Source organism: Pseudomonas sp. MOIL14HWK12:I2 (assembly GCF_000510745.1).
GTDB lineage: Bacteria > Pseudomonadota > Gammaproteobacteria > Pseudomonadales > Pseudomonadaceae > Chryseomonas > Chryseomonas oryzihabitans.
The window spans coordinates 28,621-53,610 of record NZ_AZOA01000015.1; the positions used below are offsets into that span (position 1 = coordinate 28,621).

The 24,990-nt window shown below is 67.3% G+C and carries 26 protein-coding genes; 8 read left to right on the plus strand and 18 right to left on the minus strand.

Going from position 1 to position 24,990, the window contains the following annotated elements:
• The first annotated feature begins 9 nt into the window (after positions 1-9).
• Positions 10-336, plus strand: a complete 327-nt coding sequence (locus PSK12I2_RS0113940) for a DUF3392 family protein (RefSeq protein WP_007161657.1) — start codon at positions 10-12, stop codon at positions 334-336.
• Here PSK12I2_RS0113940 and PSK12I2_RS0113945 read toward each other — a convergent pair.
• The 5 genes from PSK12I2_RS0113945 to PSK12I2_RS0113965 form a co-directional block, all read right to left on the minus strand.
• The gene (locus tag PSK12I2_RS0113945) at positions 333-2,066 is read right to left on the minus strand and encodes a bifunctional diguanylate cyclase/phosphodiesterase (protein WP_027598890.1); all 1,734 of its coding nucleotides are present in this window, start codon (positions 2,064-2,066) and stop codon (positions 333-335) included. The genes PSK12I2_RS0113940 and PSK12I2_RS0113945 overlap by 4 nt on opposite strands.
• 169 nt (positions 2,067-2,235) lie before the next feature.
• Entirely contained in the window at positions 2,236-2,946 is a 711-nt protein-coding gene (gene trmB / locus PSK12I2_RS0113950) for a tRNA (guanosine(46)-N7)-methyltransferase TrmB (RefSeq protein ID WP_027598891.1), read from the minus strand.
• A gap of 68 nt (positions 2,947-3,014) precedes the next feature.
• Positions 3,015-3,797: a thiazole synthase gene (locus PSK12I2_RS0113955; RefSeq protein WP_007161654.1), complete on the minus strand. Its 783-nt coding sequence runs from the start codon at positions 3,795-3,797 to the stop codon at positions 3,015-3,017.
• Between the two features lie 19 nt (positions 3,798-3,816).
• Complete coding sequence (thiS, locus tag PSK12I2_RS0113960; RefSeq protein ID WP_007161653.1) at positions 3,817-4,017, minus strand: sulfur carrier protein ThiS; 201 nt, start codon at positions 4,015-4,017, stop codon at positions 3,817-3,819.
• A 93-nt stretch (positions 4,018-4,110) separates the two neighbouring features.
• The gene (locus PSK12I2_RS0113965; protein WP_027598892.1) at positions 4,111-4,488 is read right to left on the minus strand and encodes a DUF423 domain-containing protein; all 378 of its coding nucleotides are present in this window, start codon (positions 4,486-4,488) and stop codon (positions 4,111-4,113) included.
• Positions 4,489-4,556: 68 nt separating this feature from the next.
• Here PSK12I2_RS0113965 and mtgA point away from each other — a divergent pair, with 68 nt between their 5' ends.
• Positions 4,557-5,258, plus strand: coding sequence for a monofunctional biosynthetic peptidoglycan transglycosylase (mtgA, locus tag PSK12I2_RS0113970; protein WP_007161651.1), 702 nt, complete (start codon positions 4,557-4,559; stop codon positions 5,256-5,258).
• Between the two features lie 448 nt (positions 5,259-5,706).
• On the opposite strand, the gene rpoH is transcribed toward mtgA, so the two are convergent.
• From rpoH to ftsY, 4 genes are all read right to left on the minus strand, one after another.
• Positions 5,707-6,561: an RNA polymerase sigma factor RpoH gene (rpoH, locus tag PSK12I2_RS0113980; protein WP_007161649.1), complete on the minus strand. Its 855-nt coding sequence runs from the start codon at positions 6,559-6,561 to the stop codon at positions 5,707-5,709.
• Positions 6,562-6,722: 161 nt separating this feature from the next.
• Complete coding sequence (ftsX, locus tag PSK12I2_RS0113985; RefSeq protein ID WP_027598893.1) at positions 6,723-7,733, minus strand: permease-like cell division protein FtsX; 1,011 nt, start codon at positions 7,731-7,733, stop codon at positions 6,723-6,725.
• A complete protein-coding gene (gene ftsE, locus PSK12I2_RS0113990; RefSeq protein WP_007161647.1) occupies positions 7,730-8,404 on the minus strand; it encodes a cell division ATP-binding protein FtsE in 675 nt (224 codons plus the stop codon). Before ftsE ends, ftsX begins: the two co-directional genes overlap by 4 nt.
• Entirely contained in the window at positions 8,401-9,843 is a 1,443-nt protein-coding gene (gene ftsY / locus PSK12I2_RS0113995) for a signal recognition particle-docking protein FtsY (protein ID WP_027598894.1), read from the minus strand. The genes ftsE and ftsY overlap by 4 nt, the downstream gene beginning before the upstream one ends.
• Before the next feature lie 202 nt (positions 9,844-10,045).
• Here ftsY and PSK12I2_RS0114000 point away from each other — a divergent pair, with 202 nt between their 5' ends.
• The 6 genes from PSK12I2_RS0114000 to PSK12I2_RS0114025 all read left to right on the plus strand — a co-directional run bounded on the left by PSK12I2_RS0114000 (position 10,046) and on the right by PSK12I2_RS0114025 (position 15,352).
• On the plus strand, positions 10,046-11,407 hold the full coding sequence (locus PSK12I2_RS0114000) for a pitrilysin family protein (RefSeq protein ID WP_027598895.1): 1,362 nt from the start codon (positions 10,046-10,048) through the stop codon (positions 11,405-11,407).
• Positions 11,404-12,843 (plus strand): pitrilysin family protein, encoded by a 1,440-nt coding sequence (locus tag PSK12I2_RS0114005; RefSeq protein ID WP_027598896.1) that lies wholly within the window; start codon positions 11,404-11,406, stop codon positions 12,841-12,843. Before PSK12I2_RS0114000 ends, PSK12I2_RS0114005 begins: the two co-directional genes overlap by 4 nt.
• Position 12,844: 1 nt before the next feature.
• The gene (gene rsmD / locus PSK12I2_RS0114010) at positions 12,845-13,414 is read left to right on the plus strand and encodes a 16S rRNA (guanine(966)-N(2))-methyltransferase RsmD (RefSeq protein WP_027598897.1); all 570 of its coding nucleotides are present in this window, start codon (positions 12,845-12,847) and stop codon (positions 13,412-13,414) included.
• A complete protein-coding gene (locus PSK12I2_RS0114015) occupies positions 13,411-14,415 on the plus strand; it encodes a hydrolase (protein ID WP_027598898.1) in 1,005 nt (334 codons plus the stop codon). The genes rsmD and PSK12I2_RS0114015 overlap by 4 nt, the downstream gene beginning before the upstream one ends.
• A 100-nt stretch (positions 14,416-14,515) precedes the next feature.
• Positions 14,516-15,001: a pantetheine-phosphate adenylyltransferase gene (coaD, locus tag PSK12I2_RS0114020; RefSeq protein ID WP_007161641.1), complete on the plus strand. Its 486-nt coding sequence runs from the start codon at positions 14,516-14,518 to the stop codon at positions 14,999-15,001.
• Between the two features lie 99 nt (positions 15,002-15,100).
• Positions 15,101-15,352 (plus strand): YfhL family 4Fe-4S dicluster ferredoxin, encoded by a 252-nt coding sequence (locus PSK12I2_RS0114025; RefSeq protein ID WP_007161640.1) that lies wholly within the window; start codon positions 15,101-15,103, stop codon positions 15,350-15,352.
• Positions 15,353-15,375: 23 nt separating this feature from the next.
• Here PSK12I2_RS0114025 and PSK12I2_RS0114030 read toward each other — a convergent pair whose 3' ends face one another.
• From PSK12I2_RS0114030 to cynS, 9 genes are all read right to left on the minus strand, one after another.
• Positions 15,376-15,732, minus strand: coding sequence for a hypothetical protein (locus PSK12I2_RS0114030; protein WP_027598899.1), 357 nt, complete (start codon positions 15,730-15,732; stop codon positions 15,376-15,378).
• 85 nt (positions 15,733-15,817) lie between these two features.
• Positions 15,818-16,630 (minus strand): prolipoprotein diacylglyceryl transferase, encoded by an 813-nt coding sequence (gene lgt / locus PSK12I2_RS0114035; protein WP_027598900.1) that lies wholly within the window; start codon positions 16,628-16,630, stop codon positions 15,818-15,820.
• A 19-nt stretch (positions 16,631-16,649) separates the two neighbouring features.
• Entirely contained in the window at positions 16,650-17,432 is a 783-nt protein-coding gene (locus PSK12I2_RS0114040; RefSeq protein ID WP_027598901.1) for a sulfite exporter TauE/SafE family protein, read from the minus strand.
• A 76-nt stretch (positions 17,433-17,508) separates the two neighbouring features.
• Positions 17,509-19,788: a phosphoenolpyruvate--protein phosphotransferase gene (ptsP, locus tag PSK12I2_RS0114045; protein WP_007161636.1), complete on the minus strand. Its 2,280-nt coding sequence runs from the start codon at positions 19,786-19,788 to the stop codon at positions 17,509-17,511.
• 111 nt (positions 19,789-19,899) lie between these two features.
• On the minus strand, positions 19,900-20,373 hold the full coding sequence (locus PSK12I2_RS0114050) for an RNA pyrophosphohydrolase (protein WP_007161635.1): 474 nt from the start codon (positions 20,371-20,373) through the stop codon (positions 19,900-19,902).
• 191 nt (positions 20,374-20,564) lie between these two features.
• Entirely contained in the window at positions 20,565-22,106 is a 1,542-nt protein-coding gene (locus tag PSK12I2_RS0114055) for an MFS transporter (RefSeq protein WP_171991261.1), read from the minus strand.
• Between the two features lie 92 nt (positions 22,107-22,198).
• Positions 22,199-23,212, minus strand: coding sequence for an Ldh family oxidoreductase (locus PSK12I2_RS0114060; protein ID WP_027598903.1), 1,014 nt, complete (start codon positions 23,210-23,212; stop codon positions 22,199-22,201).
• Between the two features lie 92 nt (positions 23,213-23,304).
• Complete coding sequence (gene hemE, locus PSK12I2_RS0114065; protein WP_027598904.1) at positions 23,305-24,372, minus strand: uroporphyrinogen decarboxylase; 1,068 nt, start codon at positions 24,370-24,372, stop codon at positions 23,305-23,307.
• A 96-nt stretch (positions 24,373-24,468) separates the two neighbouring features.
• Positions 24,469-24,909 carry a cyanase gene (gene cynS / locus PSK12I2_RS0114070; RefSeq protein WP_027598905.1) on the minus strand — a complete coding sequence of 147 codons (441 nt, stop codon included), beginning with the start codon at positions 24,907-24,909 and terminating at the stop codon, positions 24,469-24,471.
• Positions 24,910-24,990 lie beyond the last annotated feature (81 nt).

Genomic DNA, 24,990 nt, shown 5'->3' on the forward strand with positions numbered 1-24,990 from the left:
AGCTCTGCCTTGGACTTCGTACTCGACCATATCGCCGACCTCTCCCGCTGGAGTCGCAGTCACCTGGACGAGGTGGCCCTGGCGGTCACCGCCACCCTGCTGGTGCTGTTCGGCAGCCAGGTCAACGCCTTCATCCAGGCGCGCCTGGGCAGCCTGCCGACCGCCGTTCGGGTCCCGGCCTTCGCCCTGGCCTGCCTGGCCATCTATGGCGCCGCCATGACCTTCCTGACCCCCTGGGTGGTCAAGGGCCTGGCGCAGTTCAACAACTACGCCCTGGCCCCGGTGCTGCTGATCGGCGTCTGTCTGCTGGGCGTGCTGGCCGAGCGGCGCGGCTAGCGGTCGGCGGCGCGGATAGCGTCCAGCAGGCACTCCAGGGATTGCGGGCGCCCCAGCAGGAAGCCCTGGAAGGTGTCCACGCCCAGGTCCTTGAGCAATTCGAACTGGGCCTGGGTTTCCACCCCTTCGGCGACGATCTGCATGTCCAGTGCGCGGCACAGGCTGACGATGCCGGCCAGCAACTGCCGGGATCTGTCGTCGGCGTCCACCGCCAGCAGAAAGCTGCGGTCGATCTTGATGGTGTCGAAGGGCAAGCGGTGCAGATAGCCCAGCGACGAATAGCCGGTGCCGAAGTCATCCATCGCCACCCGAAAGCCCTGCTCGCGCAACAGGGCCAGGCGCCGCTCCGGGGTGCCCTTCTGCAGGAACACCGACTCGGTCACCTCCAGCTCCAGGGCCCTGGGCGCGATAGCGAATTCGGCGCAGGCCGCCGCCAGGACTTCGACCAGTTCATCATCGGCCACCTGCAGCGGCGAGATGTTGACCGCCACCGGGATCTGCAGGCCGGCGTCCTGCAGGGCCCGGGCGCAACCGGCCGCGCGGCGGATGGCCAGGCGCCCGAGGGCCGAGGCCATGCCGTTCTGCTCGGCCAGGGCGACGAAGACATTGGGCGGCACGGCGCCGACGCCCGGACAATTCCAGCGCGCCAGCAACTCGGCGCTGATCATGCGCTGACGGGCATCGAACTTGGGCTGCAGCACAAAGGTGATCAGCTCGGCCTCGATGGCGCCATGCAGATGGGCCAGCAGGGTCACCTTGCTGCGCGCCTCGCTGGTCAGCTGCGGATCGTAGCAGCGCACCCGGCTCTTGCCGGCCGCCTTGGCCGCGTACATGGCGGCATCGGCGTTGCGCAACAGGGTCTCCACATCCAGCCCCTCTTCGGGCGCCAGACTCAGGCCGATGCTGGCCGATACGCGGATATCGTGGCCGGCGATGCATTGCTGGCGACCCACCGCCTGCACCAGCTGCTCGGCCACCTGGCGGGCCTGGTCACGATCGCTCACGTCCAGCAGCGCAACGAATTCATCGCCACCCCAGCGCGCCAGTACCTCGCCGGCGCCCAGCACCTGGCGCAACTCCCGCACCAGGGCACAGAGCAACTCGTCACCGGCCGCATGGCCCAGGGAGTCGTTGACCTCCTTGAAGCCATCGACATCGATGAACAGCACCGCCAGGTTGCCGGTCTCCTCCAGCTTCTGCAGGCGCGTCTCGAAAGCCTGGTAGAAGGAGGTCCGGTTGGGCAGCTGGGTCAGGGCATCGCTCAGGGCCATGCGTTCCAGGGCCTGCTCGGCGCGCTTGCGCTCGGTGATGTCCCTCAGGCTGGCGACCACATAGCCTTCGCGATCCGCCTCGCCGGCGAAGCGACTCAGGCTGATCTCCACCGGCGTGACGCGCTTGGCGGAGACGTGGAACTGGGCTTCGCACAGGGCATAGCCGTCGCGCTCGAAGGTGCGGATAGCCGCCTCGGGCAACTTGATGTAGTGCGACAGGTACTGGCCGCTGACACTGCGCTCCGCGCTGAGCATCAGGGCGCGCAGGGCGTCATTGGCTTCGATGATCTGACCGCTTTCGGTCAGCACGGCCATGGCGTCGCGGCAGAGGGCGAAGGCCGAGGCGATGAGGTGCAGCGAGCGTTCGGTGCGCTGCCGGGCGCTGCGTTCGACTTCGAGCCAACGCCGTACGGCGTGCAATTCGGCCGCCGGCGAGTCGGGGCGTACCAGGTCCGTCATCGGATCCGGCCTGCACGAAGGGCGGCGCGGAGCCGGTTGGCTTTCTCGGGAAGGGCTGACATCCAGATGTCTCTGTGAATTCGACTGCAACCGCCATCACAGCAGGGCAATTGGCCATCATGCCAATTGCCCTTCGGCAGCTCAAGCTCGATTCGTCAGAGATACACGGTCAGCTCTGGCGTTCGAACTTGAGATCCCAGACCCCATGCCCCAGGCGTTCGCCACGGCGCTCGAACTTGGTGATGGGTCTTTCCTCGGGGCGCGGCACATAGCCCGAGGCGTCGCCGAGATTACGGTAACCCGGGGCGGCGTTCATGATCTCGAGCATGTGTTCGGCATAGGCCTGCCAATCGGTGGCCATGTGCAGCACCCCGCCGACCTTGAGCTTCTGCCTGACCAGCTCGGCGAAGGCCGGCTGGACGATCCGCCGCTTGTGGTGGCGGCTCTTGTGCCAGGGATCGGGAAAGAACAGCAGCACCCGGTCCAGGCTGGCATCGGCCACGCACTGGCGCAGCACCTCCAGGGCATCGCAGCTGTAGACCCGCAGATTGGTCAGTCCCTGGGTCATGGCACCGTTGAGCAGCGCGCCCACGCCCGGGCGATGCACCTCGACGCCGATGAAATCCTGCTCCGGCGCGGCAGCGGCCATTTCCAGGGTGGAATGGCCCATGCCGAAGCCGATCTCGAAGGTGCGCGGCGCCTGGCGCCCGAACACCTGGTCGAAGTCCCGCAGGCCGTCGGTCAGCTCCAGACCGAAGCGCGGCCAACCCTGGTCGAGACCGCGTTGCTGGCCTTCGGTCATGCGGCCGGCGCGCATCACGAAGCTCTTGATGGTGCGCCGGGGGCGGTCGGGGGTCTGGTCGTCTTGATGATCGGTCATGGCGTTATCGATAGTGGGAAAAAGAGACGCCCGGCAGAGGCCGGGCGCGTGACGGAGGGCGCCAGGTCCTAGTTGACCAGGCCATCCAGCGGCGAAGACGCCGTGGCATAGAGCTTGCGCGGCATGCGCCCGGCCAGATAGGCCAGGCGACCGGCGACGATGGCGTGCTTCATGGCTTCGGCCATCAGCACCGGCTCGCGGGCATGGGCGATGGCGCTGTTCATCAGCACCGCTTCGCAGCCCAGCTCCATGGCGATGGTGGCGTCGGAGGCGGTACCCACCCCGGCATCCACCAGCACCGGCACCTTGGCCTCTTCGAGGATGATGCGCAGGTTGTAGGGGTTGCAGATGCCCAGACCCGAGCCGATCAGACCGGCCAGCGGCATGACGGCGATGCAGCCGATGGCTTCCAGCTGGCGGGCGACGATGGGGTCGTCGCTGGTGTAGACCATGACGTCGAAGCCGTCGGCGACCAGGGTTTCGGCGGCCTTGAGGGTCTCGATGACATTGGGGAACAGGGTCTTCTGGTCGGCCAGGACTTCCAGCTTGACCAGGTTGTGGCCATCGAGCAGCTCGCGCGCCAGGCGGCAGGTGCGCACCGCTTCCACCGCGTCATAGCAGCCGGCGGTGTTGGGCAGGATGGTGTAGCGCTCGGGCGAGATCACGTCGAGCAGATTGGGCTCGCCGGGCGTCTGGCCGATGTTGGTGCGGCGCACCGCCACGGTGACGATCTCGGCGCCGGAGGCCTCGATGGCCACGCGGGTCTCTTCGAGGTCGCGATACTTGCCGGTACCGACCAGCAGGCGCGAGGCATAGGTACGCCCGGCCAGGGTGAAGGGAGTGTCTTTCATCTGGATTCCTCTTTCGCGGCTAGCCGCCGCCGATGGCGTGGACCACTTCCAGCCGGTCGCCGTCCGCCAGGGCGGTGGTGGCGTGCTGGCTGCGCGGCACGATGTCGAGGTTGCGTTCCACCGCCACTCGCCGTCCGGTCAGGTCGAGACGCACGAGCAGGTCGGCGACGGTGGCACCGTCCGGCAATTCAAGGGATTCGCCGTTCAACAGGATCTGCATGGCAAAGGCATCGTCACGGGGTGAGCCGGCATTCTACGCCGGTCGGGCGTTCATTGCAGCGGCGCCGGGCCGGGAACGACGGCCAGTGCGCGCTCAGAGGCTGCTCAGACGCCAGGCGAGGATGGCCAGGCAGGCCCAGCCGGCTAGAAAGCACAGGCCGCCGAAGGGAGTGATGATGCCCAGCCGCGAGAAGCCGGTCAGCGTCAGCAGATAGAGGCTGCCGGAAAACAGCAGGATGCCGGCGATGAAGAAGCTACCGGCCCAGGCCACCAGGCGCCCCTGGAAGTGCAGCGACAGCAGGGCGACGCCAAACAGCGCCAGGGCATGGATGAGCTGATAGAGCACGCCGGTCTGGAACACCGCGAGGTAGTCGGCGGTGAGCCGGCCCTTGAGTCCGTGGGCGGCGAAGGCGCCGAGTCCGACACCGGTGAAGCCGGCCAGGGCCGCGAACAGCAGGAAGAAACGCAACATGGGTTTTACCGGGCGATGGGAGAGAAGCGCTGGTTATAATGGCCCGCTAACCGCCAAAGACCAAGCCGATGCTGCTCACCCTCCTCCGCCGTCTCCTGCGTATCGCCCTCTGGTTCGCCGCCCTCAGCGCCGCCCTGGTGCTGATCCTGCGCTGGGTCCCGCCGCCGGGCAGCATGCTGATGGTGGAGCGCAAGGTCGAATCCTGGATCGACGGCAAGCCCATCGATCTGCAGCGCGACTGGCGGCCCTGGAAGGAACTGCCGGACGATCTCAAGATGGCGGTGATCGCCGGTGAAGACCAGCACTTCGCCGAGCACTGGGGCTTCGACATGGCGGCGATCCGCCAGGCCTTCAGCCACAATGAAGCCGGCGGCTCCCTGCGCGGCGCCAGTACCATCAGCCAGCAGACCGCCAAGAATCTCTTTCTCTGGAGCGGCCGCAGCTATCTACGCAAGGCCTTCGAAGCCTGGTTCACCGTGCTGCTGGAAACCTTCTGGTCCAAGCAGCGCATTCTCGAGGTCTATCTCAACAGCGTGGAATGGGACGACGGCGTGTTCGGCGCCGAGGCCGCGGCCCGCCACCATTTCGGCATAGGCGCGCCCTATCTCTCCGACCGCCAGGCCAGCCTCCTGGCCGCGGTGCTGCCCAATCCTCGCGAATGGAGCCCGAGCCGCCCCAGCGCCTACGTCGCCGAACGCGCCGCCTGGATCCGCCAGCAGGAACGCCAGCTGGGCGGCAGCGACTACCTGCGGCGAATGACCGGGCAGTAGGGTGGAAAACGGCGCAGCCTTTTCAACGGGGATACCCGACGCACTGCCTACAGGACGCTAACGCTAACGCGTGGAAAACACTGCGCGGTTTTCCACCCTACCCGCGTTCGATCGCGGCCATGGGCCGCTCCTACGGACTACCGGCATTTCTAGCAGCGGCCGCATGGAGAGCACCTATGTCGCCGAACCTGCCGCCTGGGTTCGCCAGTTGGGCAGCAGCAACTATCTGCAGCGGATGACCGGGCAGTAGCGTGGAAAACGCTGCACTGTTTCCCACCCTGCCGACTCAATCGCAGCCATGGGCCGCTCCTACAGAATATCCGGCTGCTGCAGGAGCGGCCCATGGCCGCGATAGCGCTGGACCGGCCTGTACTTTGGGTCACAACAGGCGACTTCGCAGGCAAAAAAAACCGCACCCCAAGGTGCGGTTCTTCGAGCAGAGCCCGGATCAGGCGGCGATGTTGCCCTTGAGCTTGTTCATCGCGTTCTTCTCCAGCTGACGGATACGTTCCGCCGAGACGTTGTACTTGGCCGCCAGCTCATGCAGCGTCGCCTTTTCTTCGGCCAGCCAGCGCTGGTAGAGGATGTCGCGGCTGCGGTCGTCCAGGCGCTCCAGGGCCTCGTGCAGATTGGCCGTGGAGCTGTCGGTCCAGTCGGCTTCCTCCAGCTGACGCGCCGGATCGTAACGGCTGTCTTCCAGGTACTGGGCCGGCGACTGATAGGCCGCGTCGTCATCGGCATCGCTGGCCGGGTCGAAGGCCATGTCATGGCCGGTCAACCGGCTTTCCATCTCGCGCACTTCCCGGGGCTCGACACCCAGGGTTTCGGCCACGCGATGGACCTCGTCGTTGTTCAGCCAGGCCAGTCGCTTCTTCTGGCTGCGCAGGTTGAAGAACAGCTTGCGCTGCGCCTTGGTCGTGGCGACCTTGACGATCCGCCAGTTGCGCAGGATGAATTCGTGGATTTCGGCCTTGATCCAGTGCACGGCAAAGGACACCAGGCGTACGCCCATTTCGGGATTGAAGCGCTTCACGGCCTTCATCAGGCCGACGTTGCCTTCCTGGATCAGGTCGGCCTGGGCCAGACCATAGCCGGAATAGCTCTTGGCGATATGCACCACGAAACGCAGATGCGCGAGCACCAACTGCCGGGCGGCCTCGACGTCTTCCTTGTAGAAGAGGCGCTCGGCCAGTTCACGCTCCCGCTCCGGAGTGAGCAGCGGAATGCTGTTCACCGAATGCACATAGGCTTCCAGGCTGGCGCCGGGAACCAATGTAGGAACAGGTTGCAACGAAGTGGTCATGCGAATCCTCCGATTCACTAAGCACTGGGCAGTCTAACACTGATTTTTTTGACAGCGCCAGACTAGCCGAGGTTCCCTTAACCCCAGCTGAAAACTACCGTGAAAGCCGTGTGCCATCAGGGGTTTAGACCGTTTCCGGAGGTGTCGGAAACGGCCGTTCGTCAGCGCGGGGCGAGTTCGCGCAAATGACGGGCAACCGCCAGCCAGGCGCCGATGTAGCCGAGCAGCACCGCGCCGATCAGCAGTTGCAGCCCGTCCTCGAGGGCGACGCTGCCCAGGGCGAAATTGCTGCCGTAGAGGCCGGCCAGATCCAGCACCGCGGCGTTCAGCCAGTTCAGGCCGAACACCAGCAGGGCCCAGGCGGCGATGCCGGCGCCCAGGCCGAACAGCGCGCCCATGTAGAGGAAGGGCCGGCGCACGTAGCCGTCGGTGCCGCCCACCAGCTTGACCACCTCGATCTCGGTGCGGCGATTCTCGATGGCCAGGCGGATGGTATTGCCGATCACCAGCAGCAGGGCAATCACCAGCACCACGGTCAGGCCGAAGACGAAGCGCTCGCCGAGCTTGAGGATGGCAGTGAGGCGCTCGACCCATTGCATGTCCAGCTGCACCTGCTGCACGCCGTTCATCTCGGCCAGCTGGCTGCGCAGCATGTCGAGGCGACTCTTGTCGATTTCCTTGGGGGTCACGGCGATGACGCCGGGCAGCGGATTCTGCGGCAATTCGCGCAGCGCCTCACCGAGGCCGGCGTCCTGTTGCAATTCCTTCAGGGCGTCGTCCGGGCTGATCCAGCGTGCCTCGGCCACATCGGGCAGGACCTTGATCTGGCTCATCAGCACCTCGGCCTGGTCCTGACCGGTGCGCAGGTCGAGGAACACCGAGATCTGCGCCGCGCGCTGCCAGGAGCCGCCCAGGCGCTCGACATTCTTCAGCAGCAGCGACACGCCCATGGGCAGCGCCAGGGCGATGCCCATCACCAGGCAGGTGAGGAAGGTGCCTATGGGTTGCTGCACCATGCGCCTGAGGCTGTCCCTCAGACCGGTGCGGTGGGCTTCGAGGTAGGCATGCAGCGGGCTGCGCCAGTCGCTCTTGGGTTTCTTCGGGGCCTGGCGCTGCGGACGCTGGGGCTTGCCGCCCTGTTCCTGGCCACGGGGCAGTTCGGTGGCGCTCATGGCTGGCTCTCCTCTTCGTCGCCGATCAGGCGGCCGCGCTGCAGGGTCAGCATGCGATGGTGCAGCCGGGCGATGAGGGCATGGTCGTGACTGGCGATCAGCACCGTGGTGCCGAGGCTGTTGATGTCCTCGAAGACGCCCATGATCTCCGAGGCCAGGCGCGGATCGAGGTTGCCGGTGGGTTCGTCGGCGAGCAGCAGGGCCGGCCGATGCACCACGGCGCGGGCGATGCCGACCCGCTGCTGCTGGCCGGTGGAGAGCTCGGCCGGATAGTCGTCGAGCTTGTCCTTGAGGCTGACCCGCTCCAGCGCCGCGGCCACGCGCTTGGCGATCTCGGGCTTGGACAGGCCGAGGATCTGCAGCGGCAGGGCGACGTTGTCGAACACGGTGCGGTCATAGAGCAGCTGGTGGTTCTGGAAGACCACGCCGATCTGCCGGCGCAGGAAGGGAATCTGCGCATTGGTAATGCGCGAGATGTCCTGGCCGGCCAGGGTCAGCTTGCCGCCGGTGGGCCTTTCCATGGCCAGGATCAGCCGCATCAGGGTGCTCTTGCCGGCGCCGGAATGCCCGGTGACGAAGAGGATCTCGCCGCGTTCGGCACGGAAGCTCAGTTCCTGCAGGCCGACGTGACCGTTGGGATAGCGCTTGGAGACGCGGTCGAACTGGATCATGAGACGCCCCGCTCCGCGAACAGGGCCTGGACGAAGGGCCGCGCCTCGAAGGGCCGCAGGTCGTCGATACTCTCGCCGACGCCGACATAGCGGATCGGCAGGGCGCTCTGCTTGGCCAGGGCGAAGATCACCCCGCCCTTGGCGGTGCCGTCGAGCTTGGTCAGCGCCAGGCCGGTCAGGGGCACCGCGTTGTGGAATTGCTTGGCCTGGTTGAGGGCGTTCTGGCCGGTACCGGCGTCCAGCACCAGCAGGGTCTCGTGGGGCGCCGCCTCGTCCAGCTTGCCGATCACCCGGCGCACCTTGCGCAGCTCTTCCATGAGGTTGTCCTTGGTGTGCAGCCGGCCGGCAGTGTCAGCGATCAGCACATCGATGCCGCGGGCCTTGGCCGCCTGGACGGCGTCGAAGATCACCGAGGCGGAATCGGCGCCGGTGTGCTGGGCGATCACCGGGATGCGGTTGCGCTCGCCCCAGACCTGCAGCTGCTCGACCGCTGCGGCACGGAAGGTGTCGCCGGCCGCCAGCATGACCTTCTTGCCTTCGTTCTGCAGCCGCTTGGCCAGCTTGCCGATGGTGGTGGTCTTGCCGGCGCCGTTCACGCCGACAACCAGGATGACATAGGGCTTGTGCGAGGTATCGATCACCAGGGGCTGTTCCACCGGCAGCAGCATCTCGGTGAGCTCCTGCTGCAGCGCCTGATAGAGCGCCTCGCTGTCGGCCAGCTGCTTGCGCGCCACCTTCTGGGTCAGGTTGCGCATGATGACGCCGGTGGCCTCGACGCCGACGTCGGCGGTCAGCAGGCGGGTCTCCAGCTCTTCGAGCAGGTCGTCGTCGATGGCCTTCTTGCCGAGGAACAGACTGGCCATACCTTCGCCGAGACTGGCGCTGGTCTTGGACAGGCCCTGGCGCAGGCGGGCGAAGAAGCCCAGCTTGGCCGGTTCGGCCGGGGTGGCGGCGACAGCGGGTGGAGCGGGTTCGGGTTCGGGCGCAACCACCTCGGGCTCAGGACGGACCGGGGCGACGGGCGCAACGGGTACGACCGGGGCGGGAGCAGGCTCAGGCACCGGCATAACCGGAGGCAGCGGCGCGACCGGCACAGCCACTGGTTCGGGCTCGGGCGCCCTAGCCGGCTCGACCTCGACCGGAGGCACGATGGGATCGGCCACCAGCGGCTCGACCAGCGCCGTGAGCGCCACCGGCGACGGCGCCTCCTCTTCGGCGACCGGCACCGGGGTCAGCGAGGGAATCGCCTCCGGCGGTTCGGGCACCGGCTCCGGGTGCTGCACCGGCTCGCTGGCCAGCGGCTCGGGCAGGCGCTCCTCGGCTTCAGGCGCGGGGGCTTCGGCAGGCGTCTCTACGGGTTCGGCAGTCTTCTTGCGGAACCAGCCGAACAGGCCTTTCTTCTCCGTGGGGGGAGACTTCTTGTCGTCGGATCCAAACATGCGGGGCTCTGTATCGAACGGACGAACCGGCTGCGGGAGCTCCGCCAGGCGGGGCTCGACCGTCAGGCATGGCCGTCGGGAAAAGGGATGCGTATCCTAGCAGCCTGCCGGGCGGAAGACCTCCCCGTCGGCGAAAAACGCGCGACCGTCCCCAGGACGCAGCCGCTTCGTCCCCTACCGCGCTACAAGGCCTGCTCTCGCGATGCCCGCCTCCCGCTCCCGTCGGACCGCCCTGGTCGTCCTGCTCAGCCTGCTCCCCGCCTTCGCCCTGGCCACGGCCAGCCGGCAGAACACCGAGGAATTCACCCTCGACAACGGCCTCAAGCTGGTGGTCCGCGAAGATCACCGGGCGCCGGTCGCCGTGGTGCAACTCTGGTACCGCGTGGGTTCGAGCCTGGAGGAACCCGGGGCGACCGGCCTGTCCCATGCCCTGGAACACCTGATGTTCAAGGGCAGCCGCAAGCTCGGTGCCGGCGAGGCCTCGCACCTGCTGCGCGACCTGGGCGCCGAGGAAAACGCCTTCACCACCGACGACTACACCGTCTATTACCAGCTGCTCGCCCGCGATCGCCTGCCCGTGGCCCTGGAGCTGGAAGCCGATCGCATGCAGCACCTGCGCCTGGAACCGGACGAAGTCAGCCGCGAGCTGGAAGTCATCAAGGAAGAACGCCGGCTGCGCACCGATGACCGGCCCGAGGCGCTGTCCTTCGAGCGCTTCAAGGCCGCCGCCTACCCGGCCAGCGGCTACCGCAACCCCACCATCGGCTGGCCCCAGGATCTGCAGCGCCTCGGTGTGGACGACCTGCGTCGCTGGTATCAGACCTGGTACGCACCCAACAACGCCACCCTGGTGGTGGTCGGCGATGTCGAACCCCAGGCAATCCGCGCCGAGGTGCAGCGCTGGTTCGGCGGCATTCCCCGCAGCGACCTGCCCGCGCCGCGGCGACCGCTGGAATTGCCGGCGCCGGGCGAGCGGCGCCTGGCCCTGCAGGCCCGCGAACTGCCCAGCCTGCTGATGGGCTTCAACGTGCCCAGCCTGGCCACCGCTGCCCAGCCGCGCGATGCCTATGCGCTGCAATTGCTGGCCGCCCTGCTCAGCGGCGGTTCGGGGGCGCGCCTGCCCAGCCGTCTCGAACGCGGCGCGGAAGTGGCCAGCAGCGTGCGCGCCGCCTATGGCGCCTACACCCGTGGTGACAGCCTCTTCCTGCTCAGCGGCACCCCCAACACCCCGCGCGGCAAGACCCTCGATCAGCTGGAAGCGGCCTTCTGGGCGCAACTGGAGCTGCTCAAGCGCGAGCCGCCCAGCACCGAGGAGCTGGCCCGGGTCCGCGCCCTACTGGTGGCCGGGCTGGTCTATGGCCGCGACTCCATCACCGCCCAGGCCAGCAGCATCGGCCAGCTGGAAAGCGTCGGCCTCGGCTGGCGCCAGGGGGATCGGCTGCTCGACGAACTGGGCCGGGTCACCCCCGACGACCTGCGCCGGGTGGCCCGCACCTACTTCACCCGCGAGCGCCTGACCCTGGCCCAGCTCGAGCCCGCAGCCACCGCGGAGAATCGTCCATGAAGCCGCTGCTCTGGCTGTCGCTGTGCCTGCTCGCGGGCTGCCAGTCCCCTACCCCGGTCGGCGATCTGGCGCGCGCCTATCCGGCTGTAGACAGTCTCAAGACGCTCAAGGACGCGCCGCCCCTGGGGCGCCAGCTGGACATCCAGCGCTGGCGCACCGCCGAGGGCGCCCAGGTGCTGTTCGTGCCGGCGCCGGAATTGCCGATGTTCGACGTGCGCCTGATCTTTGCCGCCGGCAGCAGCCAGGATGGCGCCACCCCGGGCCTGGCCATGCTGACCAACGGCCTGCTCAACGAAGGCACCCCGGGACGCGATGCCGGCGCCATCGCCGATGGTTTCGAGCGCCTGGGCGCCGACTTCAGCAACGGCGCCTATCGTGACCAGGCGGTGGCCGGCCTGCGCACCCTCGCCGATCCGGCCCACAGCGAACCGGCCCTGGCGCTGCTGGCCGACGTGGTAGGTCACCCGACCTTTCCCGCCGAGGCCATCCAGCGCATCCGCGACCAGCTGCTGACGCTGATCGCCGCCAGCCGTCGCGAACCGGCGAACCTGGCGGGTGAGGCGCTGCAGGAACGTCTCTACGGCAACCACCCCTATGCCCATTCGCCGCGGGGCACGGCCGCTGGCCTGGCCCGCCTGGACGCGGCCAGCCTCCGGGCCTTCCATGCCCGCGCCTATGCCGCCGGCAATGCCGTAATCGCCCTTACCGGCGATCTGGATCGGACCCGCGCCGAGCAGATCGCCGCCCAGCTGTCGCGCGCCCTGCCCCGCGGTCCGGCCCTGCCGCCGCTGCCCGTGCCGGCTCCCGCCGCGCCGGCGCGGGTGCAACTGGAGGTCCCGGCCCAGCAGACCCGCCTGCTGCTCGGTCAGCTCGGCATCACCCGCCGCGATCCCGACTATGCCGCCCTCTTCGTCGGCAACCAGATCCTCGGCGGTGGCGGTTTCGGCAGTCGCCTGATGACCGAATTGCGCGAACGCCGCGGCCTCACCTACGGTGTCAGCTCGGGCTTCACCCCCATGCGTCAGCCGGGTCCCTTCACCATCGGCCTGCAGACCCGCGCCGAACTGAGCGATGCCACCCTGGCGCTGGTCCGCGACCTGCTGCGCGACTACCTGGTCCAAGGTCCCACCCAGGCCGAACTGGACCGCGCCAAGCGACAGATCGAAGGCAGCTTCCCGCTGGCCAACGCTAGCAACGGCGCCATCGTCGCCCAGCTGGGCAACATCGGTTTCTACGACCTGCCCAGCAGCTACCTGGACGACTTCCTCCAGCAGGTCCGCCGCCTGACGGTGGAACAGGTGCATGCCGCCCTGCAGCGCCACCTCGATCCCGAGCGCTTCGTCGTGGTCAGCGCCGGCCCGCGGGTCGCCCAGCAGCCGCTGCCGCCCCCCCGCCCTCTTCCCAACCTGCCGCCCAGCGGCGTTCCGGAGCACTAGCATGGCCCAGAAGACCGCCAACCAACTGCGCATCATCGGTGGCGACTGGCGCAGCCGGCGCTTCGTCTTTCCCGATGCCCTGGGCCTGAGGCCCACCCCGGACCGGGTCCGCGAGACCCTGTTCAACTGGCTGGCCGCCGTCACCCCGGGCGCGCGAGTGCTGGACCCCTTCGCCGGCAGCGGCGCGCTGCTGCTGGAAGCCCTCTCCCGCGGCGCCGGCCAGGCGCTGGCCTTCGACCTCAATGCCCAGGCCGCCACTGCCCTGCGCGGCCATCTGCAGACCCTTGGCTGCGCCCAGGCCGAGGTGCGTCAGACCGACGCCCTGCAGGCCCTGGCCAAGCCGGCGGAAGCGCCCTTCGACCTGGTGTTTCTCGATCCGCCCTTTGGCAAAAACCTGCTGGAACCGGCCTGCGCGGCCCTGGAAGCCCAGGGCTGGCTGGCACCGGACGCCTGGATCTACACCGAGAGCGAGACCCAGCCCTCGCGCCTGACGCTGCCCGCGACCTGGCAGCTGCACCGCGAGAAGAAGACCGGCAACGTCCACTACGCCCTCTGGCACCGCCAGGCGTGACCAGCACGCCCTTCAAGCCGGCGCGCTGGCTGCCCGGCCCGCACCTGCAGACCCTCTGGGGCTCACTGTGGCGCCGCCTGCCGCCCATCACCCGGCCGCGGGAACGACTGTGGCTGGAGGACGGCGACTTCCTCGATCTGGACTGGTACCACGCTGAGGATCCGCGAGCGCCGCTGGTCTTGATCGCCCACGGCCTGACCGGCAGCTCCGGCTCCCACTATGTGCTCGGCCTGCAATTCGCCCTGGCCGCCCGCGGCTGGGCCAGCGTCGGCCTCAACTGGCGCGGCTGCTCCGGCGAACCCAACCGCCTGCCACGTGGCTATCACTCCGGCGTCAGCGAAGACCTGGCCGCGGTGGTGCGCCACCTGCAAACCAGTCGTCCGGACGCGCCACTGTATGGCGTGGGCTTTTCCTTGGGCGGCAACGTGCTGCTCAAGTACCTGGGCGAGCGGGGCGAGCACAGCGGCCTGCAGGCGGCCGCTGCGGTCTCGGTACCCTTTCGCCTGGACCTCTGCGCCGATCGCATTGGCATCGGCTTCTCGCGCATCTACCAGCGGCACTTCATCCGCGAACTGGCGCGCTATGTGCGCGACAAGCAGGCGCTGTTCGACCGCGACCTTCACCCCGAACAGCACGAGATCCTCGCGCGCCTGGGGCCGCCCGAAGGACTCAAGACCTTCTGGGACTTCGACGATCGCTACACCGCGCCCCTGCACGGCTTTCGCGATGCCCAGGACTACTACCGCCAGGCCTCCAGCCGCTACTACCTGGGGGATATCCGCATCCCCACGCTGCTGATCCAGGCCGAGGACGACCCCTTCATCGGCACCGACGCCCTGCCCGCCCGCGCCGAACTGGCGCCCGACACCCTGTTCGAGCGCCTGCCCCATGGCGGCCACGTGGGTTTCGTCGGCGGCCCCTTCCACGATCCGGACTACTACCTGGAAAGACGCATCCCCGACTGGCTGGTCAGCCAGCGGGCAGCGCCACCCGGCCGATAAACGCCCACGGGTCGGTGATCCCGGCGGCTGTCGCCTTGGCCTCACTCCGCCCCCTGAGCTACCATCCAAGCCCCAACAGCTTCGCCCCCAGGACAGCGTCATGAACCGAGTGCTATACCCCGGCACCTTCGACCCCATCACCAAGGGCCATGGCGACCTGGTGGAGCGCGCCTCGCGGCTGTTCGACGAAGTCGTGGTGGCGGTGGCGGCCAGCCCCAAGAAGAATCCGCTGTTTCCGCTGGAGCGCCGGGTCGAGCTGGCCAAGGCGGTGACCGCGCACCTGCCCAACGTCGAGGTGATCGGCTTCAGCTGCCTGCTGGCCACCCTGGTGGAGCAGCAGAAGGCGACCATCATCCTGCGCGGCCTGCGCGCGGTGTCGGATTTCGAATTCGAATTCCAGCTGGCCAACATGAACCGGGTGCTGGCGCCCCAGGCGGAAAGCATGTTCCTGACCCCGTCGGAACACTACTCCTACCTGTCTTCCACCCTGGTGCGGGAGATCGCGGCGCTCGGCGGCGACGTGACCAAGTTCGTCCATCCCACCGTGCATCAGGCGCTGCTGGAGCGTTTTGCCCCGGCCAGCTGATTAACCCCAAGGACTGTCGGGTGCAGCCGGCGCGCGGATGGGGCAAAATGCGCGCCTGACTTTTGGATCGCTGCGCGTTCGCGCAGCGTGGAGCCGACGATGTCCCTCATCATTACCGACGATTGCATCAACTGCGACGTGTGCGAGCCCGAGTGCCCGAACGGCGCCATCTCCCAGGGTGCGGAGATCTACGTGATCGATCCGAACCTGTGCACCGAGTGCGTGGGCCACTACGACGAACCCCAGTGCCAGCAGGTCTGCCCGGTGGACTGCATCCCCCTCGACGAGAACCATGTCGAGACCAAGGAGCAGCTGCACGACAAGTATCTGAAGATCAGCGGCCAGGCCTGAGCGGCCAGGCCCGGCGCCAGGGCCTATTCGGTACGCCCGTACCCGCTCTGGGTACAGCCCAGGCAGCGCACGAAGGCCGCCTTGCCCGGCTCGACCACCAGCGCCTTGCCGGCCTTGCCGATGTTACCGCCGGCGGCGGTGAATGGCAGACTGACCACGAAAGCCCCCGCACCGATCACGGTCGCGGCGATCAGCAGCGGCCGCGCGATCAGCAGGTCGCCGATCATGGAAAAGGCAGCGGGTGCCTGGGCTTCACCGAACGCCTGGTCGGCGGTCTGATATTCGGTGACTTCACCCTGAGCCTGCTGCGCCTGCGCCGGCAAGACCTGCATCGTCAGGGCCAGCGCCAGCACGGCAGCCAGGCTACGGAACGGATTCATACGGCTGATCCCTTGCGCGGTTGTGATGGTGGTCCCTGAACTATAACAGCCCGCCCGCACTTGTCATGCGGGCGGGCCTCAGACGTCATTTGGCTCGGACGACCGGCTGCGGCGCGCGGCGATGGGCATAGACCATCAGCGCGATGCCGCCGAGCACCATGGGCACGCAGAGCACCTGCCCCATGGTCAGCCAGCCCCAGGCCAGATAGCCGAGCTGGGCGTCGGGCACCCGCACGAATTCGACGATGAAGCGGAAGATGCCGTAGCAGAGCACGAACAGGCCGGACACGGCCATGGTCGGCCGCGGCTTGCGCGAGTAGAGCCAGAGGATCACGAACAGCGCCACCCCTTCCAGGGCGAACTGATAGAGCTGCGAGGGATGGCGCGGCAGCTGGGCCGGATCGCTGTAGGGCGGAAAGATCATCGCCCAGGGCACGTCGGTGGGCTTGCCCCAGAGTTCGGCGTTGATGAAGTTGCCGATGCGGCCGGCACCGAGACCGATGGGGACCAGCGGCGCAATGAAGTCCATCAGTTCGAAGAAGCCCTTGTTGTGGCGCTTGCCGAACCACCAGACCGCCAGGATCACCCCGAGCAGGCCGCCGTGGAAGGACATGCCGCCCTTCCAGACCTCGAAGATCAGCGTTGGATTGGCGATGTATTCCGCCAGGTTGTAGAACAGCACGTAGCCGAGTCGCCCGCCGGCGATGACCCCCAGCGCCACCCAGAACACCAGATCGGACAGGGTCTCGCTGGTCCAGCGCGGATCGAAGCGATTGAGTCGCCGCTTGGCCAGCCACCAGGCGCCACCGATCCCCACCAGGTACATGAGGCCGTACCAGTGGATCTTCAGCGGCCCCAGCGACAGGGCCACCGGGTCTATTTGCGGATACGGCAGCATGGTGCCTCCTTGAAAGGGATCAGAGTAAGAAGTTGAGACCGACGCCGAACAGCAACAGGGCAAACAGGCGCTTGAGCAGCCGGGGCGACAGGCGATGGGCCAGCCGCGCACCGAAACGGGCCGAGAACATGCTGGTCAGGGCGATACCCAGCAAGGCCGGCAGATAGACATAGCCCAGACTCCAGGCGGGCAGGCCCGGCTCCTGCCAGCCGACCAGGATGAAGGACAGCGCCCCGGACAGGGCGATGGGCAGGCCGCAGGCCGCCGAGGTGGCCACCGCCTGCTGCATGCTCAGGCTGCGCCAGATCAGGAAGGGTACGGTGAGCGAGCCGCCGCCGATGCCGAAGATGGCCGAGGCCCAGCCGATCACCACCCCGGCCACCGTCAGCGCCGGCTTGCCGGGTTCGCCGGCCTGGGCCTTGGGGCGCAGGTCCAGCGCCAGCTGGATGGCGATGAGGATGGCGAAGGTGCCGATGATCTTCTGCAGCAGCGGGCCGTGGATGGCGGCGGCGGTCAGGGCGCCCAGGGCGCTGCCGAAAACGATGCCCAGGGCCATCCAGGCGAACAGTCGCCAGCGCACGGCGCCGAGTCGGTGGTGGGCCCAGACGGAATTGAGCGAGGTGAAGACGATGGTGGCCAACGAGGTACCCACCGCCAGGTGGGTGAGGATGCCCGGATCGAGGCCCTGGGCGGTAAAGCTGTAGACCAGCACCGGCACGATGATCAGGCCGCCGCCGACCCCGAACAGACCGGCCAGCAGCCCGGCGCAGACGCCGAGCACCAGGAAGAGCAAGAGATCCATCATCACCTCGGGCGCAGGAGGCGGCATGGTACGCCGCTGCCTGCCCGGCGGGAAGCGGCCTTCCCGCCGGGCACGCTCAGCTCTGGACGCTGGCAGCCGGGTTGATCACCCGACCCAGTCCGAGATTGCGCAAGGCCAGATGCAGGGCGCTGTGGATGACCTGGGGGTTGTCGATCTGGCGCATCTGCTGCACCAGCTCGCGGGCCTTTTCCAGGGTGACCTGGCGCAGCAGCCACTTCACCTTGGGCAGGTTGGTGGCGTTCATCGACAGGGTGTCGAAGCCCATGCCCATGAGCAGCACCGCCGCCGCCGGATCCCCGGCCATCTCGCCGCAGATGCTAACCGGCACCCCTTCGGCGTGGGCACCATCGACCACCTGTTGCAGCGCCTGCAGCACCGCCGGGTGGAAGTAGTCGTAGAGATCGGCCACCCGCGGGTTGTTGCGATCCACCGCCAGCAGGTACTGGGTCAGGTCGTTGGAGCCCACCGAGATGAAATCCACCTGGCGCGCCAGATCGCGGGCCTGGTAGACCGCCGAGGGCACCTCGACCATGACCCCCACCGGCGGCATGGGGATGTCGACGCCTTCGTCACGCACCTCGCACCAGGCGCGGTGCAGGAGATGCTGGGACTCCTCCACCTCGTGCACGCCGGAAATCATCGGCAGCATGATGCGCAGGTTGTTCAGGCCTTCGCTGGCCTTGAGCATGGCGCGGGTCTGCACCAGGAAGATTTCCGGATGATCCAGGGTGACGCGGATGCCGCGCCAGCCCAGGAAGGGGTTGTCTTCCTTGATCGGGAAATAGGACAGCGCCTTGTCGCCGCCGACGTCCAGGGTGCGCATGGTCACCGGCGCCGGATGGAAGGCGGCCAGCTGCTCGCGATAGATGGAGAGCTGTTCCTTCTCGCTGGGAAAGCGCTCGTTGACCATGAAGGGCACTTCGGTGCGATACAGCCCGACCCCTTCGGCGCCGCGCTGCTGGGCGCGGGCCACGTCGGCCATCAGGCCGGTGTTGACCCACAGCGGCATGCGGTGACCGTCGAGGGTCTCGCAGGGCAGGCTGCGCAGGGCGTCTAGGCCCTGGGTCAGCTGGCGCTCCTCTTCCACCACGTCGCCATACTGCTTGATCAGCGTCGGCGACGGATTGGTGAAGATCTCGCCGTGGTAGCCGTCGACGATGAGGTCGATGCCGTCCACCTTGGAATACGGCAGGTCCACCGCGCCCATCACGGTCGGCACGCCCATGGCGCGTGCCAGGATGGCGACGTGGGAGTTGCCCGAGCCGAGTACCGAGATCAGGCCGACCAGGCGCCCCTCGGGCACCTCGCCGAGCATGGCCGGCGAGAGCTCCTCGCTGACCAGAATGGTGTTTTCCGGATAGATCAGGCAGGCCTGGTGGGCCTGCTGCAGATAGGCCAGCAAGCGGCGCCCGAGGTCACGCACGTCGGCGGCGCGCTCGCGCAGATAGGCGTCGTCCATCAGTTCGAAGCGCTGGACGTGCTCCATCACCACCTGGCGCAGGGCGCCCTGGGCCCACTGGCCGCTCTTGATGATGGTGGTCACCTCGTTACCGAGGGCGGCGTCGTCGAGCATCATCAGATAGACGTCGAACAGTGCCTGCTCTTCCTTGCGCAACTGGGTGGACAGCCGCTTGGACAGCGCCTTCATGTCCGCCCGTACGCCTTCGAGCGCCGAGCGGAACAGTTGCAGCTCGGCGTCGATGTCGGTCACGGTCTTGTCCGGGACCACTTCCAGATCGGCGGGCGGCAGGACCACCACTGCCTTGCCGACGCCGACCCCGGGCGAACCGGGGATGCCGACGAAACGGGCCTCCTGGATGCCGCGGCCCTGCCGGTCCAGACCACGGATGGTCCCGGTGGCCTCGGCATGGGCGATCACCCCGGCGAGCTGGGCGCTCATGGTGACCAGGAAGGCTTCCTCGCCTTCGTCGAACTGACGGCGTTCCTTCTGCTGCACCACCAGCACGCCCATGACCCGGCGGTGGTGGATGATGGGTGCACCGAGGAAAGACGCATAGCGCTCCTCACCGGTCTCGGCAAAATAGCGAAAGCGCGGGTGACTGGCGGCGTCTTCGAGATTGAGCGGCTCTTCGCGGGTGCCGACCAGGCCGACCAGGCCCTCGTTGGGGGCCATGCTGACCCGGCCGATGGACCTCTTGTTGAGGCCTTCGGTGGCCATGAGCACGAAACGGTTGGTGTCGGGATCCAGCAGATAGACGGAGCAGACCTGCGACTGCATGGCCGCGCGGACACGCTGCACGATGATGGACAGTGCCGACCCCAGATCCTTGGCGGCATTGACCTCCTGGACGATCTTGCGCAGAACTGCAAGCATCTAGCGCCTCCGCAGCCGACGTCCGGCGGAGCCGCCGGCGTGCATCACGTGTCGTTCATCCTGCATGACCACAGCTTCTCCTCACCTCTTTCGCACCGGCCGAACCGGTAATCAGGCCAGCAAGCGGGGTGCCAACTCCTTGAGCGCCCGCCGATAGACCTCTCGCTTGAAGGTCACCACCTGGCCCAGCGGATACCAGTAGCTTACCCAGCGCCAGCCATCGAATTCCGGCTTGCCGGTCACATCCATCCGCACCCGCTGCTCTTCCGCGGTCAGCCGCAGCAGAAACCACTTCTGCTTCTGGCCGATGCACAGCGGACGGCTGTGGGTACGCACCATGCGCTGCGGCAGACGGTAGCGCAACCAGCCCCGGGTACAGGCCAGGATACGGACGTCATCGGGGCTCAGCCCCACTTCTTCGTTCAGCTCCCGGTACAGCGCCTCTTCGGGCGTTTCCCGGTCGTCTATCCCACCCTGGGGGAATTGCCAGGCATCCTGATTGATGCGGCGGGCCCACAGTACCTGGCCGGCATCGTTGGCGAGAATGATGCCGACGTTGGGGCGAAAACCATCAGCGTCGATCACGGCTGCCACCCTTGAAAAATGTCGTTGCCCGCATTGTTCCACAAAGCCCGACAGCCCAGCAATGCAAGCTCCGGACCGACTGGGGCGCGGCCGACCGGCGCAGGCGTCCGGCACCTGCCGCCGCCTGCAAAAGCCCGCATTATGGTGGTCGCTAGCTGAACGTCGGCTTAAGGGCCGGCAAACGTCGCGCCCTAGCGAAAATGCCGTTGCACGGCCATGTAGAGGGCCAGTGCCAGACCGATCCAGCCGACCAGCCAGAAATAGTCGAGATAGCCCAGCACCTGGCTCTGGCGGGTGACCAGACTGGAGATCTGCGCCAGGGCGCTGTCGGCACCGGTGGCCAGCCGATAACGCTCGCCATAGGCCTGGTAGGTCTGGGCATAGGGAGTGACCGCGGCGCTGAGCACCGAGGCATGGAAGGCGTCGCGCCACTGCAGGAAGACGTTGGACAGCACGATGCCCATGGGCATGACCAGTTGCTGGGTCATGTTCTTGATCTGGTAGGCCTGGCTGAAATAGGCCGGCTCGACGCGCATGAAGGTGTACATGATGATCACCGCGAAGGTGCCGATCAGGTAGGTGCCATGCATCATCAGCCCAGGCACCAGCTGCTGGTAGAGGGGCACGTCGGCGTGCTGCCGCACCATCCAGAAGCCGTAGCCGGCCAGCAGCAGGTAACCCGCTACCAGGTACTTGCGAAAGCCGCCCCAGGGAAAGCGCTCGCGCAGCCGCACCGAGGTGATCATCAGCAGCGGCGCCAGGCCGCACAGCCAGCCCAGCGCCATGACGCCCCCGGCGGTATAGACCGGCAGTTGCAGGCCGTTGACCACGTACTGGGGGATGATGAAGTTGTAGGCGCCGAGCAGGAAGTAGTTGAGCATCATGAACAGCATGCCGGCGAGAAAGCCCGGGGTGATGGCGTGCTTGAAGTCCAGGGTCGGCCGCGCCAGGCCGCGCTCGTAGTAGACATAGAGTCCGAGGATGGCCGCTCCCACCAGCAGTTCCACGGCCAGCCACGGACCATCGCTGAAGAAGTCGAAGGCCAGGCGCTGGGTGGTGGTGGTCAGCAGCAGACTGCCCACCGTCAGCAGCACCATGGACAGCAGCGACGGCGCCCCGGAATTCTGCAGCGGATGGGAGCGCCGCGGCAGCGACAGCCAGACGCAGACGGCCACCAGCGCGCAGGCCAGCGCCGGCACCATGAAGATGGCGCGCCACTGGTGACCTTCCAGCAGCTCCGCGGTGGTGAAGGAGGCCAGCGCACCACCCAGGGGCACGCCCGAGGCGAAGGCGCGAATCCCGGTCGGCAGCTGGGGGCCGGAAAAATACATCTGCACCAGCACCCGCGCCCCGGCAAAGAAGGTGGCGGCACCGGCCCCCATCAGCGCCCGCCCGACGATGAAGGTCGGCAGATCGGTGGCCACCAGGCAGCACACCTGGCCGACCAGGTGGATGCCGACGGCGGCGAAGATCAGGTTGCGATAGCCCAGGCGCTGGGCGAACCACTGGTGCGGGGCGCTGGTGACGATGACCGCGGCGCTGTAGCAGGCGGTGGCCAGGGTGTAGCTGCGCTGGTCGATACCCAGGCCGCCATAGACATAGCGGTTGGCCAGGGCGATGGAAAGATTGTCGAGAAAGTACACCAGCACCATCAGGGTGATGCTCAGCAGCAACAGGCCGCGATGATGGGGGCGATCGGTGTCGTCGGCGTACATGAAGACCCAGGCTGGCACTAAGGGGGCCAGTCGTGGACCCTGCGTCCGGGGCGGGGTTCAGAGACTGCGTTGGCGCAGCCTCTTCGAAGTGATGCGGATCGCGTCCTGGCTCAGCCGGGCAGCAGCGCCCGGACGTCGGCCAGAAGTTCGTCGGGCACCTCCAACCAGCCACGGGTGGTATTGCGTTCTCGTGCCTGGTAACGACGCTGCGACGGCAGGCGGGCGCCCTGGGCTTCGATGCCGGCGAACAGCTGCTCAGCGCGCTGCTGGTAGTCGGCTACCGCGGTGCCGAGAAAGCGCTGGGGATCGAAGGCCAGGATGAGTTCGCCGTGATAGGGCAGCCCGCCGGCACCGGCGTCGACCGCGGAAGACTCCGGACTGGTGAGATCGCCGATCAGCGGACCGGCGAGCAATTCGATCATGGCCGACAGCGCCGAGCCCTTGTGACCGCCAAAGGTGAGCATGGCGCCCTCTTCCAGCACGGTGCGGGCATCGTTGCTGGGCGCGCCCTCGGCATCCACTCCCCAGCCCTCGGGCAGGGCCTTGCCTGCGCGACGATGCAATTCGATTTCGCCGCGGGCCACGGCGCTGGTGGCGAAATCGAAGACGAAGGGCGGACCCTCGGGCCGCGGCCAGCCGAAGGCCAGGGGATTGGTACCGAACAGCGGGCGACGACCACCGGCCGGGGCGACATAGGCCTGGGTCGGATTGCAGGCCAGGGCCACCAGGCCCCTGGCGGTAAGGGCTTCCATCTCCACCCAGAGCGCCGAGAAGTGCACGCAGTTGTTGATAGCCAGGGCTGCCAGGCCACAGTTGCGCGCCTTGGCGTCGAGCAGGGGCAGCCCCGTCTCGAAGGCCAGCGGGGAGAAGCCGCCACCCGCATCGACCCGGACGATGGCCGGAGCCACGTCCTCTACCGTCGGCTCGGCATCGGGCACCACCTTGCCGGCCTTGAGCGTCTTGACGATGCCCAGCAGCCGATAGATGCCGTGGGAGGCGCAGTCGTCACGCTGGCCGGCGACCATCATGGCGGCGATGGCCGCGCCCTGCGGCTGACTGAAACCTTGGGCCGCGAGCACCTCTTCGGCCAGGTGCTGCAGGTCTTCCGGGGTCATCTGGGCCATGGCGGCGCTCCGTTGGGAAAACCCCGACTATGCCGCAACCGGCCACGACCCGCTCGCTCGACTTGGGATCGGTCGTGCCGATCCCGGCACAATCAGCCCTGGTGGTAGCGCCCCGACAACTCGTGCACGGCTTCGATGAAGGCACCGGCATGGGCCGGATCTACCTCGGGGGTGATGCCGTGGCCGAGGTTGAAGACGTGGCCGCTGCCCTGACCATAGCTTTCCAGGATGCGCCCCACCTCGGCGCGGATGGCCGCCGGCTTGGCGTAGAGCACGCTGGGGTCCATGTTGCCCTGCAGGGCAACCTTGCTGCCGACCCGCCGACGGGCTTCGCCGAGGTCGCAGGTCCAGTCCAGACCCAGGGCCTCGGCACCGCTGTCGGCCAGGCTTTCCAGCCAGAGACCGCCATTCTTGGTGAAGAGGATCACCGGCACCCGGCGTCCTTCATGTTCGCGGATCAGCCCGGCGACGATCTTGCGCATGTAGGCCAGGGAAAATTCCTGGTAGGCCGCGGCGGACAGGTTGCCTCCCCAGGTATCGAAGATCTGCACCGCCTGGGCACCGGCGCGGATCTGGCCGTTGAGGTAGGCGGTGACCGCCTGGGCCAGCTTGTCCAGCAGCAGGTGCAGGGCCTCGGGGGTGTCGTAGAGCATGGCCTTGGCCTTGCGGAAATCCTTGCTGGAGCCGCCTTCGATCATGTAGGTGGCCAGGGTCCAGGGGCTGCCGGAAAAGCCGATCAGGGGTACCCGCCCGTCCAGCGCCGTGCGGATGGTGCGCACGGCGTCCATGACGTAGCCCAGGTCGGATTCGGCATCGGGTATCGGCAGCGCCTCGATGTCGGCCGGGGTGTCGATCACCTTGCGAAAGCGCGGACCCTCGCCGGTCTCGAAGTAGAGGCCCTGCCCCATGGCGTCGGGGATGGTGAGGATGTCGGAAAAGAGGATGGCGGCATCCAGCGGATAGCGCTCCAGCGGCTGCAGGGTCACCTCGCAGGCGAATTGCGGGTTCTTGCACAGACTCATGAAGTCCCCGGCACGCGCCCGGCTGGCGCGGTACTCGGGCAGATAGCGTCCGGCCTGGCGCATCATCCACACCGGGGTGACATCCACCGGCTGCTTGAGCAGGGCACGCAGGAAACGGTCGTTCTTCAGGGCAGTCATGGCGACATCCGGCAGCAAAAGTGCCGGCATTGTCGCAAAGCGGCTGGCAAAAGGCACGGCACCGGGGCGTGCCTTTTGTCTATCGCACCGATCGGCTTACCAGCTCTTGTAGGGCAGGAACTTGCCGTTGAGCACGATCTGCACCCGGTCGCCCTTGGGATCGGCCACCCGCGAGATGTCCATGCTGAAGTCGATGGCACTCATGATGCCGTCGCCGAACTCTTCATGGATCAGGGTTTTGATGGTATCGCCGTAGACATTGATCATCTCGTAGAAACGATAGATCAGCGGATCGGTGGGCACGGCCTTGTCCCACTGCTTGTGCGGACAGGCTTGCAGCGCCAGGGACACCTCGCTCGGCAATTCCAGCACCTGGCACAGGCGTTCCGCCACCGCCGGCGCCATGCTGTTCATGCCCAGGCAGGCAGAGGTGGTCCAGACCGGCGACATTTCCAGGCTGGCGGCGATCGCCGCCCAGCTCAGGCCCAGGCGCTGCTTGGCGGCGAGAATGGCGGCGGTCATTTCGGGCTTGTTCATGGCAGTACCTCGCAGAAGAGAACCGGGATCTTTGCAGACCCTGTGCCAGACGCAGAAAGCGCTCTGGCAAGGTCTCCGCAG

What these genes read in the sequence shown, in the direction of transcription:
- PSK12I2_RS0113945 (WP_027598890.1), bottom strand. Translation starts at nt 2,066, where the DNA reads ATGACGGACCTGGTACGCCCCGACTCGCCGGCGGCCGAATTGCACGCC.
- trmB (WP_027598891.1), bottom strand. Translation starts at nt 2,946, where the DNA reads ATGACCGATCATCAAGACGACCAGACCCCCGACCGCCCCCGGCGCACC.
- PSK12I2_RS0113955 (WP_007161654.1), bottom strand. Translation starts at nt 3,797, where the DNA reads ATGAAAGACACTCCCTTCACCCTGGCCGGGCGTACCTATGCCTCGCGC.
- thiS (WP_007161653.1), bottom strand. Translation starts at nt 4,017, where the DNA reads ATGCAGATCCTGTTGAACGGCGAATCCCTTGAATTGCCGGACGGTGCC.
- PSK12I2_RS0113965 (WP_027598892.1), bottom strand. Translation starts at nt 4,488, where the DNA reads ATGTTGCGTTTCTTCCTGCTGTTCGCGGCCCTGGCCGGCTTCACCGGT.
- mtgA (WP_007161651.1), top strand. Translation starts at nt 4,557, where the DNA reads ATGCTGCTCACCCTCCTCCGCCGTCTCCTGCGTATCGCCCTCTGGTTC.
- rpoH (WP_007161649.1), bottom strand. Translation starts at nt 6,561, where the DNA reads ATGACCACTTCGTTGCAACCTGTTCCTACATTGGTTCCCGGCGCCAGC.
- ftsX (WP_027598893.1), bottom strand. Translation starts at nt 7,733, where the DNA reads ATGAGCGCCACCGAACTGCCCCGTGGCCAGGAACAGGGCGGCAAGCCC.
- ftsE (WP_007161647.1), bottom strand. Translation starts at nt 8,404, where the DNA reads ATGATCCAGTTCGACCGCGTCTCCAAGCGCTATCCCAACGGTCACGTC.
- ftsY (WP_027598894.1), bottom strand. Translation starts at nt 9,843, where the DNA reads ATGTTTGGATCCGACGACAAGAAGTCTCCCCCCACGGAGAAGAAAGGC.
- PSK12I2_RS0114000 (WP_027598895.1), top strand. Translation starts at nt 10,046, where the DNA reads ATGCCCGCCTCCCGCTCCCGTCGGACCGCCCTGGTCGTCCTGCTCAGC.
- PSK12I2_RS0114005 (WP_027598896.1), top strand. Translation starts at nt 11,404, where the DNA reads ATGAAGCCGCTGCTCTGGCTGTCGCTGTGCCTGCTCGCGGGCTGCCAG.
- rsmD (WP_027598897.1), top strand. Translation starts at nt 12,845, where the DNA reads ATGGCCCAGAAGACCGCCAACCAACTGCGCATCATCGGTGGCGACTGG.
- coaD (WP_007161641.1), top strand. Translation starts at nt 14,516, where the DNA reads ATGAACCGAGTGCTATACCCCGGCACCTTCGACCCCATCACCAAGGGC.
- PSK12I2_RS0114025 (WP_007161640.1), top strand. Translation starts at nt 15,101, where the DNA reads ATGTCCCTCATCATTACCGACGATTGCATCAACTGCGACGTGTGCGAG.
- PSK12I2_RS0114030 (WP_027598899.1), bottom strand. Translation starts at nt 15,732, where the DNA reads ATGAATCCGTTCCGTAGCCTGGCTGCCGTGCTGGCGCTGGCCCTGACG.
- lgt (WP_027598900.1), bottom strand. Translation starts at nt 16,630, where the DNA reads ATGCTGCCGTATCCGCAAATAGACCCGGTGGCCCTGTCGCTGGGGCCG.
- PSK12I2_RS0114040 (WP_027598901.1), bottom strand. Translation starts at nt 17,432, where the DNA reads ATGGATCTCTTGCTCTTCCTGGTGCTCGGCGTCTGCGCCGGGCTGCTG.
- ptsP (WP_007161636.1), bottom strand. Translation starts at nt 19,788, where the DNA reads ATGCTTGCAGTTCTGCGCAAGATCGTCCAGGAGGTCAATGCCGCCAAG.
- PSK12I2_RS0114060 (WP_027598903.1), bottom strand. Translation starts at nt 23,212, where the DNA reads ATGGCCCAGATGACCCCGGAAGACCTGCAGCACCTGGCCGAAGAGGTG.
- hemE (WP_027598904.1), bottom strand. Translation starts at nt 24,372, where the DNA reads ATGACTGCCCTGAAGAACGACCGTTTCCTGCGTGCCCTGCTCAAGCAG.
- cynS (WP_027598905.1), bottom strand. Translation starts at nt 24,909, where the DNA reads ATGAACAAGCCCGAAATGACCGCCGCCATTCTCGCCGCCAAGCAGCGC.